The 12,924-nt window shown below is 74.6% G+C and carries 12 protein-coding genes and 1 pseudogene; 1 reads left to right on the top strand and 12 read right to left on the bottom strand.

Annotation, left to right across the window (positions count from 1 at the left end; all coding sequences use genetic code 11):
- The first annotated feature begins 57 nt into the window (after positions 1–57).
- On the top strand, positions 58–552 hold the full coding sequence (locus D5H75_RS08085; RefSeq protein ID WP_202637927.1) for a DUF3145 domain-containing protein: 495 nt from the start codon (positions 58–60) through the stop codon (positions 550–552).
- A 308-nt stretch (positions 553–860) separates the two neighbouring features.
- Here the strand turns inward: D5H75_RS08085 and D5H75_RS08080 are convergent, their stop codons facing one another.
- The 12 genes and pseudogenes from D5H75_RS08080 to D5H75_RS08025 form a co-directional block, all read right to left on the bottom strand.
- Positions 861–2,288, bottom strand: a complete 1,428-nt coding sequence (locus D5H75_RS08080; protein ID WP_119925685.1) for an acyl-CoA carboxylase subunit beta — start codon at positions 2,286–2,288, stop codon at positions 861–863.
- 17 nt (positions 2,289–2,305) lie between these two features.
- Complete coding sequence (locus D5H75_RS08075) at positions 2,306–3,541, bottom strand: beta-ketoacyl-[acyl-carrier-protein] synthase family protein (protein ID WP_119925684.1); 1,236 nt, start codon at positions 3,539–3,541, stop codon at positions 2,306–2,308.
- Between the two features lie 22 nt (positions 3,542–3,563).
- Positions 3,564–3,803, bottom strand: coding sequence for an acyl carrier protein (locus D5H75_RS08070; RefSeq protein ID WP_119925683.1), 240 nt, complete (start codon positions 3,801–3,803; stop codon positions 3,564–3,566).
- A gap of 108 nt (positions 3,804–3,911) precedes the next feature.
- Positions 3,912–4,868, bottom strand: coding sequence for a beta-ketoacyl-ACP synthase III (locus D5H75_RS08065; RefSeq protein ID WP_422673506.1), 957 nt, complete (start codon positions 4,866–4,868; stop codon positions 3,912–3,914).
- 239 nt (positions 4,869–5,107) lie between these two features.
- Positions 5,108–6,028 (bottom strand): annotated as a pseudogene (locus tag D5H75_RS08060) (ACP S-malonyltransferase); the annotation flags it as partial.
- Positions 6,029–6,214: 186 nt separating this feature from the next.
- Complete coding sequence (locus D5H75_RS08055) at positions 6,215–7,300, bottom strand: PucR family transcriptional regulator (RefSeq protein ID WP_119925964.1); 1,086 nt, start codon at positions 7,298–7,300, stop codon at positions 6,215–6,217.
- 217 nt (positions 7,301–7,517) lie between these two features.
- Positions 7,518–8,018: a S26 family signal peptidase gene (locus tag D5H75_RS08050; RefSeq protein WP_119925681.1), complete on the bottom strand. Its 501-nt coding sequence runs from the start codon at positions 8,016–8,018 to the stop codon at positions 7,518–7,520.
- Between the two features lie 111 nt (positions 8,019–8,129).
- Positions 8,130–8,312, bottom strand: a complete 183-nt coding sequence (locus D5H75_RS08045; protein WP_119925680.1) for a hypothetical protein — start codon at positions 8,310–8,312, stop codon at positions 8,130–8,132.
- Between the two features lie 250 nt (positions 8,313–8,562).
- A complete protein-coding gene (locus D5H75_RS08040; RefSeq protein WP_119925679.1) occupies positions 8,563–9,000 on the bottom strand; it encodes a DUF350 domain-containing protein in 438 nt (145 codons plus the stop codon).
- A 215-nt stretch (positions 9,001–9,215) separates the two neighbouring features.
- Entirely contained in the window at positions 9,216–10,376 is a 1,161-nt protein-coding gene (locus tag D5H75_RS08035) for a glutathionylspermidine synthase family protein (protein ID WP_119925678.1), read from the bottom strand.
- A 3-nt stretch (positions 10,377–10,379) separates the two neighbouring features.
- The gene (locus D5H75_RS08030; protein WP_119925677.1) at positions 10,380–10,790 is read right to left on the bottom strand and encodes a hypothetical protein; all 411 of its coding nucleotides are present in this window, start codon (positions 10,788–10,790) and stop codon (positions 10,380–10,382) included.
- 426 nt (positions 10,791–11,216) lie between these two features.
- Complete coding sequence (locus tag D5H75_RS08025) at positions 11,217–12,701, bottom strand: alpha/beta hydrolase (protein WP_147425086.1); 1,485 nt, start codon at positions 12,699–12,701, stop codon at positions 11,217–11,219.
- Positions 12,702–12,924 lie beyond the last annotated feature (223 nt).

Below are 12,924 nucleotides of genomic sequence, written 5' to 3'. Positions count from 1 at the left end.
TCACCCGGTTCGCGAGGACGTTGGGGAAGGCGCACCTCGTAGATCTCGGGAGGTTCGGTGACTGCACGTGGCGTCCTGTTCGTCCACTCCGCTCAGCCTGCGCTGTGCCCGCACATCGAGTGGGCGGTCGCGGGTGTCCTCGGCGTGCCTGTGAACCTGGCGTGGACTCCGCAGCCGGCCGCGCCCGGCTGCCTGCGCGCGCAGGCGGAATGGGAGGGCCGGCCGGGCACGGGGGGTGCCCTCACGTCGGCACTCGTGGGCTGCCAGCGGCTGCGTTTCGAGGTGACGGAGGACGCGACCCCGGGGTACGACGGCGTCCGCCACGCCTACACCCCGGAGCTCGGCGTGTTCTCCGCCACGGTGGGGGCCAACGGGGACATCATGATCTCCGAGGACCGGGTGCGGGAGGCGATGCTGCGCGCCGCCCAGGGCCGCGCGATCCTGGAGGAGGAGCTCGACCGGTTGCTCGGCCGGGCCTGGGACGAGGAGCTGGAACCGTTCCGGTACGCCGGGGAGGGCGCACCGGTCCGCTGGCTCCACGCCGCCGTCTGACGCCACCCCGGCCCCCCGCGCCCCCTCCGGCGGCGCCCGGGCGGCCCGTGACCTGAGACGACGAGACGGCGCCCCGTCCGCGAGGACGGGGCGCCCTTCGTTATGCCCGGGAACGGCTCGCCCGGATCGGCCCGGCCGCGGTACGGCTCGCCCGGGTCTGCCGGGCCCCGGGAGGGGTCGCCCGGGTCGGCCCGGCGCGGTACGGCCGGCGCGTGCGCCCGGGGCGGGGCCGCGGCGGGGAGGGCCGGGCACGCGAACGGCGCCCCGTCCACCGGGACGGGGCGCCGTTCGCGTGCTCTCGCGCGGGGCTACAGGGGGATGTTCCCGTGGGCGCCGCGGGTCGGGGGGTGCTGGGCGATGGCCCGGGCGATCGCGCCGCGCGTCTTGGCCGGCTCCACCACCTCGTCCACCACGCCCATCTCGACGGCCTTGGCGATGCCGCCCGACACCCGCTCGTGCTCGGCCGCGAGCTCGGTCTCCAGCGCCGCGCGCTCCTCGTCGGTGGCGCACTCGGCGAGCCTGCGCCGGTGCAGCACGCGCACCGCGGCGACGGCGCCGGTGACCCCGATCTCGGCGGTCGGCCACGCGAACACGCGGGTCGCGCCGAGCGAGCGGGAGTTCATGGCGATGTACGCGCCGCCGTACGCCTTGCGGGTGACGAGCGTGACCCGGGGCACGGTGGCCTCGGCGAACGCGTGCAGCAGCTTGGCGCCGCGGCGCACGACGCCGTCCCACTCCTGGCCGACGCCGGGGAGGTACCCCGGCACGTCCACCAGGACCACGAGCGGCACGCCGAACGCGTCGCACATGCGCACGAACCGCGCGGCCTTCTCGGCCGAGGTGGCGTCGAGGCAACCGCCGAGCCGCATCGGGTTGTTGGCGATCACGCCGATGGTGCGCCCGCCGAAGCGGCCCAGCGTCGTGACGATGTTCGGCGCCCAGCGCGGGTGCAGCTCCACGCCCTCCTCGTCGAGCAGCCCGCCGATGAGCGGGTGCACGTCGTAGGCGCGGCGGGCCGACTCCGGCAGCAGCTCGGAGAAGTCGATGTCGTCGATCTCGGCCTGGCGCATCCGGCCCTGGTGGCCGAGCAGGAGGGTCAGCCGGCGGGCGGTGAGATAGGCCTCGGCGTCGGTCGGCGTGACCACGTGGACCACGCCGCTGCGCCGGCTGTGCGGCTCGGGGCCGCCCAGGCGGGCCATGTCCACGTCCTCGCCGGTGACGCTGCGGACCACGTCGGGCCCGGTGACGAAGATGCGGCCCTGCTCGGACAGGATCACGATGTCGGTCAGCGCCGGGCCGTACGCCGCGCCGCCGGCCGCGGGGCCGAGGACGACGGAGATCTGCGGCACGACGCCGGAGGCGTGGGTCATGGCGGCGAAGACGCGGCCCACGCTGTGCAGGCTCTCCGCGCCCTCGGCGAGCCGCGCCCCGCCCGAGTGCCACAGGCCGACGACCGGCACGCGCTCGCGCACGGCGGCGTCGTAGGCGGCCACGATGTGGTCGCAGCCCTCGGCGCCCATCGCGCCGCCCTGCACGCGGGGGTCGCTGGCGAAGGCCACGACGGGCAGGCCCTCGACCCGGCCCATGGCGGCCAGCACGCCGCTGCGGTCCTCGGGGGTGATCAGCCGCACGGACCCGCTGTCGAAGAAGGTCTCCAGGCGGCCCAGGGGGTCCCGCGGATCGCGCGGCGCCTCCTCCGGCCCGGCGGGCGCCGAGATGTTGTCGAGAACGGTCACTACCAGCTCCTTCGAACTCAGACCGTGGCGAAGGCGACGGCGACGTTGTGGCCGCCGAACCCGAACGAGTTGTTGACCGCGGCGATCCGGCCCGTGGCGGGCAGCTCCCGCGCCGCGTTGGCGGCGATGGGCACCTCGATGCCGTCGTCGAGGTCGTCGAGGTTGATCGTCGGCGGAGACACGCGATCGCGCAAGGCCAGGACGGTCGCCACGGACTCGATCCCGCCCGCGCCGCCCAGCAGGTGGCCGGTCATGGACTTGGTCGAGGTGACGATCGGGCGGCTGCCGAGCGCCTTGGCGATGGCCCGGGTCTCGATCACGTCGCCCGCGGGGGTCGAGGTGGCGTGCGCGTTGACGTGCGCGATCTCGGCCGGATCGAGCTGGGAGTGCTCCAGCAGGCGGGTGAGCGCCAAGATGACGCCGCGGCCGTCCGGCTCCGGCCCGGTGATGTGGTACGAGTCGGCGGAGTAGCCCACGCCCAGCGCCTCGGCCAGGATGTCCGCCCCGCGCGCGGTCGCGTGTTCCAGCGACTCCAGCACGAGGACTCCAGCGCCCTCGCCGAGCACGAAGCCGTCGCGGGACCGGTCGAACGGCCGCGACGCCTTCTCCGGCTCGTCGTTGCGCATGGACATGGCCCGCGCCGCGGCGAAGGAGGCCAGGTTGAGCGGGTGGATCGCCGCCTCCGTGCCGCCGGCCACGACGACGTCGGCGCGGCCGGTGCGGATCATGTCGATGGCGTACCCGATCGCCTCGGCGCCGGAGGCACACGCGCTCACGGTGCCGTGAACGCCGGCCATGGCGCCGAGGTCAAGGCCCACCCACGCCGCGGGGCCGTTGGGCATGAGCATCGGAACGGTGAACGGCGAGAGCCGCTGCCAGCCCTTCTCCTTGAAGGTGTCGTAGGCCGACAGGGTCGTGTTGATCCCGCCGATGCCGCTCGACACGGAGACCCCGAGGCGCTCGGGGTCCACCGTCGGGGCGCCGGCGTTCTGCCACGCCTCGCGGGCGGCGATCAGCGCGAACTGCTCGCTCCTGTCCAGGCGCCGGGCCTCCGGCCGGGGCAGCACCCCGGCGGGGTCCACCGCGGCCACGCCGGCGAACTTCACCGGCAGCGCGTCGACCCACTCCTCGGTCAGCGCCCGCACGCCGGAACGCCCCGCGAGCAGCGCCGACCAGGTCGACTCAGCGTCTCCACCCACGGGCGTGGTCGCCCCGACTCCGGTGACGACGACGCGTACCCGGTCCGTGCTCATGATGGTTATCTCCTCGCCCAGGTCAGCCCTGGATGTAGCCGATGACGTCCTTGACGGTCTTGAGGTTCTTGAGCTGGTCGTCGGGGATCTCGACGCCGAACTCGTCCTGCGCCGCGACGGCGATCTCGACCATGGAGAGCGAGTCGATGTCGAGGTCGTCGACGAAGCTCTTCTCCGGGGTCACCTCGCCCGCGGGGATGCCGGTGATCTCGTTCACGATCTTGCCGAGGCCGGCGAGGATGTCCTGCTCGGTCATGGTCATTACTCGTTCGCTCCTTAGCGGTACTTCGGTTGGTGTTCTCCGCCGGAGCGCTCCTCGCGGAGGCCCTCCGGCGGTCTTGCGGTGTGCGGACGACGTCGTCCGTACGGGTCAGGGAAGCTCGATGACCTGCCCGGCGTAGGTCAGGCCGGCGCCGAAGCCCAGCAGCAGCGCCAGGCCGCCGGACCGCACCTCGCCGCGCTCGATCATGCGGGAGAGCGCCAGCGGGATCGACGCGGCCGAGGTGTTGCCCGCGTCGACGATGTCCCTGGCGATCACGGCGCCGTCCGCGCCGAGCCGCCGCGCGATCGCCTCGACGATGCGCAGGTTGGCCTGGTGCGGCACGAACGCCGCCAGGGAGGCGGGGTCCACGCCCGCGCGCTCGCAGGCCGCCCTGGCGACCGGGTGGAGCGAGGTGGTGGCCCAGCGGAAGACCGCCTGGCCCTCCTGGAACAGGTGCGAGCGGCGGTCGGCGACGCTGATCACGTCGGCCTTGTCGCCCGCGCTGCCCCAGGCCACCGGGCCGATGCCCGGGGTCTCGGAGGGGCCCACGACGGCGGCGCCCGCGCCGTCCGCGAAGATCACGGCGGTGGAGCGGTCGCCCGGGTCCACCCACTGGGACATCTTCTCGGTGCCCACGACGAGCACGTGCCGGGCCGACCCGGCGCGGATCGCGTCGCTGGCGGCCGAGAGCGCGTAGCAGAAGCCCGCGCAGGCGGCGTTGACGTCGTACGCCCCGGGGGCCTGGATGCCGAGCCGGTGCGCGACGCGGCCGGCGGCGTTGGGGATCGCGGTCTCCATGGAGCAGGTGGCCACGATCACCAGGTCGATGTCGGCGGCGGCCAGGCCGCTGGCGGCCAGCGCCTTCCCGCCGGCGTGGACGGCCATGTCCACGGGGGACTCGTCGGCCTCGGCGATGCGGCGCGAGGCGATGCCCACCCGGGACCGGATCCACTCGTCGTTGGTGTCCATGGTCTTGGCGAGGTCGTCGTTGGTGACGACCCGGCTCGGCTGGTAGCCGCCGAAGGCCAGGACGCGTGCGCCCGGGGAGCCGGGGGGAGAGCTGATCACTTCGCGACCTCCAGACGGACGAGGGGCTGGCCGGGGCTCACCGGGTCGCCGTCCTCGGCGAGCCACTCGATGACGCGGGCGGCGAAGGGCACGGTGACCGGGTTGTCGTCCCGGCGCACGCGGATGGCCCCGGCCGCCTCGCCCTCGGCGAGGTTCTCGGCCGCCTCGGGCCGCACGAACGTGCCGCCCATCGGGGCGACCAGCAGCCGCCACTCCGGCTCGGGCACGGCGGTGTGGTGCGCGGCGACCAGGGCGCGCGCGGCGGCCAGGTCGGCGGGGGTCTTGACGGCGAGCGTCTCGACGCCGGGCAGGGCGCGCTTGGCCAGGCCCACGAGCGTGCCCGCCGGGGGCAGCTCGATGACGGCGGTGACGCCCAGCTCCGACATCGTGGCCATGCAGGCGTCCCAGCGCACCGGGTTGCTCACCTGGGCGATCAGGCGCTCCAGGAACTCCTGCCCGCTCTCGACCACCGCGCCGTCGTAGTTCGACAGCAGGCGGGTGCGCGGGTCCGACGGGCGCACGCCCGCGGCGGCCTCGCGCAGGTGGTCCACGGCGGGGGCCATGTGGGAGGTGTGGAACGCCCCCGCGACCGACAGCGGGCGCAGGCGGGCGCGGGGGGGCGGGTCGGCGGCGAAGGCGGCGAGCTGCTCGGTGGTCCCGCCGGCCACGATCTGGCCCGCGCCGTTCATGTTCGCGGGCGTCAGGCCGTGCCGGTCGAGCGCGGCGAGCACGTCCGCCTCGGCGCCGCCGAGGATCGCGGTCATGCCGGTCTCGGTGACGGAGGCGGCCTTGGCCATGGCCGAGCCGCGCTCGCGCACGAGCCGCAGCGCCTCCTCGGGGGTCAGCACGCCGGCCAGGGCCGCGGCGGTGAGCTCGCCCACGCTGTGCCCGGCCGCGCCCGACACCACCAACGGCGTGTCCTCGACGTGGCCGAACAACGCGTCGGCGGCGACCAGCCCGGCCGCGACCAGCAGCGGCTGCGCCACCGCCGTGTCACGGATCTCGTCGGCGTCCGCGGTCGTGCCGTACCTGACGAGGTCGAGCCCGGCCACCTCCGACCACTCGGTCAGGCGCTCCCGTACGCCGGGAACGTCGAGCCAGGGAGTGAGGAAGCCTGGGGTCTGGGCGCCTTGGCCCGGAGCGAGGATGACGAGCACAAGGTCCACCATGCCCTGTAGGACTTCGCCACAACGATGGCGATCCCAACGAAGTTTGTCGGCCCGATTTTGTAGAAGTCCCACAGGTCCGGTTGCGCGCGTGTTTCGGTCCGATGCGCTAGGGTTCCGCGCGCGTCACCGCTCGCCGTCCGTGATCGTGCGCTCACGGGCGCGCGGCGGCTCGGCTCACCCCGGCGAGGCCGCCTCGCTCAGCCTGCCGAGGATGATCCCGACTTGCAAGGTCAGCGCCGAACGGCCGTCGGCGGGCTGGTAACCGGTCAGCTCGGTGACCTTGCGCAGCCGGTAGCGGACGGTGTTGGGGTGGACGAACAGCAGCCGCGCCGTCGCCTCCAGGGAGGTGCCCTGCTCCAGGTAGGTGGCCAGGGTCTCCAGCAGCGGCGTTCCGGCCAGCGGGAGGTACACCTGCTCCACGAGCTGCGCCCGAGCCTCGGCGTCGCCGTCCAGCGCCCGCTCGGCCAGCAGGTCCTCGGCCAGCACCGGGCGGGGGGCGTCCGGCCAGGCCGGGGCCGCGCGCAGGCCCGCGATCGCGGCGGCGGCCGAGCGGGTGGCGGCGTGCAGCTCGGTCACCTCGGGGCCGAGCACGACCGGGCCCGGCCCGAACCGGGAGACCACGTGCCGGGAGGCGGCGACGCTGTCCTCCGCCCCGCCGATGATCACCACGAGGCGGCCCGCCTGGATCCCGGCCAGCATGTCCAGCCCGACCCGGCGGCCCAGGTCGCGGATGCCGTCGATCACCGTCTTGGGGTCCTCGTCCGGCGTGTGCCCGGCGATCACCACGACCGGGCTCGACGTCCAGCCCAGCGCCGCCGCCCACGAGTGCAGCCCGTCGTCCACCTCGCCGCGCACCAGCGCGTCCACGATCAGGGCCTCCAGCCGGGCGTCCCACGCGCCCCGGGCCTCGGCCACCTCGGCGTAGACCCGCGCCGCCGCGAACGCCACGTCGCGGCTGTAGAGCGCTATGGCGTGCCGGAGCTCCTCGGCCCCGCCCGGCGCGGCCAGCTCCTCCACCCGCTCCTCGACGACCTCGACCACCACGCGGGTGAATTCCACGGTCTGCTGGAGCGAGACGCTGCGGGTCAGCTCGCGGGGCGCGGTGCCGAAGATCTCGATGCTGGGCGCCGCCCCCCGCTCGGGGTGGTGGAACCAGTCCACGAAGGCCGCCATGCCCGCCTGCGCCACCAGCCCGATCCAGGACCGGTCCTCCGCCGACATCTTGCGGAACCAGGGCAGCCGCTCTTCCATCCTCGCCATCGCGGCCGTGCCGAGCGCGCCCGTGGCCCGCTCCAGCCGCCGCGCGGTGTCCTCGCGCGTTGTCACGCCTCTAGCCTGCCAGGTCGCACTCGGTGCCCGTCCCCGTGGATCTTCCCGCGGCTCCGCGCCGGTACGGCTCCCGCCACGCGGGCGGGAGCCGTACCGCCCCCTCGGCGGGGCGCGGGAAGAGGGAGGGGAGGGGAGGGGGCCGGCGGGGTCAGCGGCGCCGGGCCGCGCCGGCGGCGATCCGGCGGACCATCACGCCGGTGACGTCCCCGGCGAGGTAGTAGCCGTGCCCGCGGGAGTCCGCCCTGGTGGCGGGGTTGTCGGCGAGGAGCAGCAGCCTCCCCGCGGGGACGATCTCGCCGGGCCGGACGGGGCCCGCGCCCGGGAAGTCCGCGGGCACGGTGTCGCCGGGGAGGGCGGCGACGCGCTTGACGACGTACGCCCTGGCCCCGGGGGCCGGCGGGCGGGACTCCTCGTCCCGCGCGGCGCGGGGGACGTCCTGCTCCACCACGACGACGTCGTCCCGCCGGACCCGTGAGAAGGGCACGCGCCGCACGAGGATCAGGTCCCCGTCGGACAGGGCCGGTTCCATGCTCATCCCGTGGACGGTGGCCACGACCACGCGTGCGCGGAGCCATGCCAGGGCCGCGACCGCCGGGACGGCCGCGACCACCAGGGCGGCCGGGAGGACCTGGAGCACCTGGAGCGTCATCCCTCACCTCGGTTCCGTCGCCGCCGCCGGACCCGCCGGACCCGCCAGGCCCGCCGGGATTCCGCCGCGGCCGTCAGCGCGGGCCGGGGCCGCGGCCGGTGGGGCGGGACCTCAGCACGTGCCGCAGAGGTCGCAGTAGGTGACCCACTTGCACACGCCGGTGCTGCAGTCGCGGACGCGGACGCAGTTCTTGTACTCGCCCACCCCGCAGTACTGGCAGGCGGCGGACACCTCCGCGCGCGGGGCGAACACGGCCAGCATCCGGTCGGCCAGCCTGGTGACGACTCGTCTCATTCCTCCTCCGTTCCTGTGCCGTCGATCGACCTCCAGGTGACCACGGCGAACCGGATTCGGCCTTGGCCGCGCGTGCCTGGATCTTGGCTCTCCACGCATGGGCCGAGGTACGGCTCCCGCCCGCTCACCGCGTGTGCCGGAGCCGTCGCGGCGGCGGACACGCCCGTGGGCCGTGTCCCGGGCGGGCGCGCGCGGGCTCCCGCCGTACGCCCGGGCGGGCGCGCGTGCGGGAGCCGTACGGGAGGCGGGGTCAGATGACGGAGACGGCCATGATCAGGCCGATGGCCAGGTGGGTGACGGCCATGAGGACGGCGGCCGGGTGCAGGCGGGGTTCGCTGATCAGGGCGCGGACGTCCAGGCCGATGACGCGGTCGAAGGCGAGCGAGCCGAGCGTCTGGGCGACGATGCCGGTCAGGCCGAAGATCAGGGTGGACAGCAGCCCCTCCAGCAGGGCGCCGCCGGAGGCCCAGATGGAGGCGGTCACGATCAGGCCGACGGCGGCGACGCCGGAGGCGGCGACCAGCGTGGCGTTGGGGTTGCGATCGGTGCGGATGATCCGGCTCAGGCGGCCCGGCGTGGCCAGGTCGAGGGCGTAGAAGCCGGCGATGAGCAGGATCAGGCCGAGCACGGCGTAGGCGATGATCGCGAGGGCGCCTCGGCCCAGGGCTTCACCGAGCGCTTCGGTCATTCGGGGTCTCCAGTCACAGGGGGGATCAGAGGGATCAGAGGGATCAGAGGGAATCAGAGGGGATCAGAGGGATCAGAGGGGATCAGAGGGATCAGAGGGGATCAGGGGGATCAGAGGGATCAGGGGGGATCAGGGGGGATCAGGGGTGGTTCGGACGCTGCGCGTCCGCGGCTCCGGGCCCGCCCGGCTCGCGGGCCCGCCGCCGGTCGGAGGGTCTACAGGGCGATGCGGTGCGGGACGAACGAGGAGGTGTCGTCGGTGATCAGGCCGGTCGTCTCGCGGATGCCCAGGCCCGCCGCCTCGTCGTGGACGATCCACACGCCGAGCACCGGCCGCTGCCCGCCGAACTCCGGCAGCGCGGCGAACTCCTGGTAGACGTGGCCCTCCGCGCCGTACGACCCGCCCGTCTCGGCGACCTCGCCGCCGGCGACGATCCGCATGCTCGCCCCCTCGCGGCCGAGCAGCGGCTTGCGGATGTGGGAGCGCAGGTCGCGCGGGCCGTCGAGGTAGGCGGGCAGGAGGTTGGGGTGGCCGGGGTACAGCTCCCAGAGCACGGCGAGCAGGGCCTTGTTCGACAGGAGCATCTTCCACATCGGCTCGATCCAGGTCATCGCGGGCTGCTGCGCGACCGCCTGCGGCCCGAACTCGTCGGCGACCGCCCACTCCCACGGGTAGAGCTTGCAGAGCGTGCGCACGATCCGGCCGGACAGGTCCACGAAGCGGCGGTTCACCGGGTCCCAGCCGACGTCCTCCATCGTGATCGCCTCGGTCCGCAGCCCGGCCTGCGCGGCGGTCTCCTGGAGGTAGGCGACCGTCATGACCTCCTCGCCGGTCTCGTCCATGTCGGTCCAGGCGAAGTGCACCGGCCCCGTGGGCAGGTCCGGCGTGATCTCCTTCCACCGGTCCACGAGGCGTTCGTGCAGGGAGTTCCACTGGTCGTCGCCGGGGTACCGGTCCTGCAGCCAGTACCACTGCACGATCGAGGTCTCGACGAGGCTGGTCGGGGTGTCGGCGTTGTACTCCAGCATCTTGGCCGGGCCCGTCCCGTCGTAGCGCAGGTCGAACCGGCCGAACACGTGCGGGTCGCGCCGCCGCCAGGACGCCTCGATCGCCGGGGCGCACCAGTCCGGGATCGCCAGGTCGGCGTACCGCCCCTCCGCGACGATGTGCTCGGCCGCCGCCAGGCACATGCGGTGCAGCTCCTCGGCGGTCTCCTCCAGCGCGAGCACCTCGTCCATCTCGAAGACGTAGTGCACGCTCTCGTCCCAGTACGGACGGGTCAGGTGCTCGGGGTGGGACGTCCGGTGGAACGCCAGCCCCTGCTCCTCGACGATCCGCTCCCACCCCGGCCGGGGATCGGAGAACTCCCGCCGCATGCCTCACCCACCTCCGGTCCCGCGGCCGCCGAAGCCGCCGCGCTGGATCGTCGTCCCGCCGCGCGTCACGATCGTCGTGTCCGCGGGCCGGATCGTGGTCCCCCCGCCGACCCGCACCCCGGCGCGGTTCCCGCCGTAGTACCAGATGTACGACCCGTGCCCCCCGCCGCCGGCCGAGCTCCCGCCGCCCTCGTCGTCGTCCTCGCAGTACCTCTCGTCGACGACCTGGTACGTGCCGTCGGGCAGCCGGGTCTCCACGTCCACGCAGTCGGCGGTGGTCTCGTCGTCGTCCTGGCTCGCGAAGAACGCGATCACCAGCACCGAGACGGCCCCGACCGCCCCCAGCGCCACCGCCTTGGACCGCTTGGACCCCTCCTGCGCCGCGGAGCGGCCCGTCCCCTTCGCGTCCGGCATCCCCGTCCCCTCCCCCTGGTACGCCTCCGGGTCCCGCGCCCGGCCGCCGCCGGGGACGCCGGGAGCCGGGGGCGGGTGGGTGGCCGGAGGTCGTCGTGTCGTGAGTCGAGCTGTTCGGTGAGGATCGCCCGGGCCGGGCACCGGTGCCGGTATCGCCGGATCGGGATCTCCTGCTGAGGCTCGCCCGAAGAAACGTGCGGAATGCCGGAAAGATCCCCGAATTGGGCGGAAGCCTATACCCGCAGGTCACCCCCGGCCAGTCACGATTCGGCCACCGCCAGGGAGGACGCGTCACCCTGCGTGACCGGGCGGCGGGCCGCCGGATCCGCGGGGCGGCGGGCGGCGGGAAGCGCGGGGCGGCGGGCGGCGGGATCCGTGGGCGGCGGGCCGCCGGATCCGCGAGGGGGCCGCGCGGGGTTCGGGGGGTCAGGAGCGCGCGCCGGCCGCGCAGGTCGCCGCCGCGGGGAGCCCGCCCTCCAGCAGGAAGCCGTCCACCGCGCGGTTCACGCAGGGGTTCGCGCCGTACGCCGTGTGGCCCTCGCCCTGGTAGGTCAGGAGGGAGGCCGGCCCCAGCTTGGCGGCGAGGTCCTTGCCCCAGGCCCACGGGGTCACGGGGTCCCCGGTGGTGGCCACCACCAGGATCGGCGGCAGCCCGGGCGCGCCGACGCGGGTGAGCGGAGGGGTGGCGGGCTCGGGCCAGTCCAGGCAGTCGGCCTCGATCGGGAAGAACTCCAGGGGCGCCGCCTGGTCCACCGCCTCCTCCACCTCCCGCGCCGTGGGGCGGGCGGTCGTGTCCGCGCAGGTGATCGCGATGCGGCTCGCGAGCTCGGTGGTGAACTCCCCGTCCACGTAGCCGTAGAGGCCGTCGGCGAGCTTCAGCAGCCCCTCGCCCCGGCCGGCGCGCGCGTCGGCGAGCGCCCGGCTGAGCGGCCACCGGTCCTCCGGGGAGTAGAAGGCGGCGAAGATGGCGTCCTCCGCCCGCTTCCTCGTCACCCGCCGGCCCTTCACGTCCAGCGGTTCGCGTTCGAGCCGGGCGAGAAGCCCGTCGATGTTGCGCCGGACCGCGGCGGGGGTGGCGCCCAGCGGGCAGGAGCGGCTGACGCAGTCGTCGATGTATTGCGCGTAGGCCCGCCTCACGGCCGCGTTCAGCGTCCGGGCCTGCTCCGCGACCGGGATCGTCGGATCGTATCCGCCGTCGAGCACCATGCGGCCCACCCGCTGGGGGAAGAGCGAGGCGTAGACCGCCCCGAGGGCCCCGCCGTACGAGTATCCGAGGTAGTTCGTCTTCCGCTCGCCGAGCACGGCCCGGATGACGTCCAGGTCCCGGGCCGCGTTGACGCTGCCGAGGTACGGCAGGGCCAGGTCGCTGTCCAGCCGGCACTTCTGGGCGAACGACCGGGTGCGCCGCGCCCACCCGGCCCCGTCGAGGTCGTCGCTGACGAACCGGTCCAGTTCCTCGCCGCCCGGGCACTCGGGGGTCTTGTTCGCCCCCGTGCCGCGCGGGTCGAAGGAGACGAGGTCGTACCGGTTCGCGAGGCGGGCGTGGGAGCTGTCGCGGTCCAGGTAGACCTCCGTGCCGGAGACGCCGGGCCCGCCGAAGTTGAGGAACAGCGAGCCGAGGCGGTCCCCGGTGCCGGCGGCGTACCGCTGGACGTAGATGTCGGCCGTCGCGCCGCCGGGGTTCCCGTAGTCCACGGGGACCTTCACCCACGCGCACCGGACGCGCGGATTGACGTCCTCCTGTTCCATGGGATAGACGTCCGTGCAGTCCGTCCAGGTCAGGCGCTGGCTGTAGAACGGCCGGAGCGCGCCGCTCACGCCGTCCCCCGGCAGGTCGGCGGAGACGAGCGCGCCCGCGGCGAGCACCCCCAGGGCGAGCAGGAGCCGGCCCGCCATACGCCTGGTCTTCATGAATTCCCTAGCCTTCGTCCAGGTTTGTCCGCGTGATCATAGGGGCCCGCCGTCCCGCGCGCACCCCGCGCCGTACGGCGAACGCCCCGCTCGCCCGCCGTACGGCGAACGCCGCGCGGAGGCCGCACGGCGGGGCGGGGACGGCCGGCCCTCCGGGGGAGACTCCCGCCATCTGGGCGAGGTCCTCCGGAACACCGGGGCGCGGGCCGTGCGGGGAGGGGCG

Origin of the sequence: Bailinhaonella thermotolerans (genome assembly GCF_003594875.1) — a bacterium.
GTDB lineage: Bacteria > Actinomycetota > Actinomycetes > Streptosporangiales > Streptosporangiaceae > Bailinhaonella > Bailinhaonella thermotolerans.
This window is presented reverse-complemented; position numbering and strand designations above follow the sequence as displayed.

Excerpts from the sequence above, each read along its gene's own strand:
- D5H75_RS08070 (WP_119925683.1), bottom strand. The coding sequence starts at position 3,803 with ATGACCATGACCGAGCAGGACATCCTCGCCGGCCTCGGCAAGATCGTG.
- D5H75_RS08025 (WP_147425086.1), bottom strand. The coding sequence starts at position 12,701 with ATGAAGACCAGGCGTATGGCGGGCCGGCTCCTGCTCGCCCTGGGGGTG.
- D5H75_RS08030 (WP_119925677.1), bottom strand. The coding sequence starts at position 10,790 with ATGCCGGACGCGAAGGGGACGGGCCGCTCCGCGGCGCAGGAGGGGTCC.
- D5H75_RS08075 (WP_119925684.1), bottom strand. The coding sequence starts at position 3,541 with ATGAGCACGGACCGGGTACGCGTCGTCGTCACCGGAGTCGGGGCGACC.
- D5H75_RS08050 (WP_119925681.1), bottom strand. The coding sequence starts at position 8,018 with ATGACGCTCCAGGTGCTCCAGGTCCTCCCGGCCGCCCTGGTGGTCGCG.
- D5H75_RS08040 (WP_119925679.1), bottom strand. The coding sequence starts at position 9,000 with ATGACCGAAGCGCTCGGTGAAGCCCTGGGCCGAGGCGCCCTCGCGATC.
- D5H75_RS08055 (WP_119925964.1), bottom strand. The coding sequence starts at position 7,300 with ATGGCGAGGATGGAAGAGCGGCTGCCCTGGTTCCGCAAGATGTCGGCG.
- D5H75_RS08035 (WP_119925678.1), bottom strand. The coding sequence starts at position 10,376 with ATGCGGCGGGAGTTCTCCGATCCCCGGCCGGGGTGGGAGCGGATCGTC.
- D5H75_RS08045 (WP_119925680.1), bottom strand. The coding sequence starts at position 8,312 with ATGAGACGAGTCGTCACCAGGCTGGCCGACCGGATGCTGGCCGTGTTC.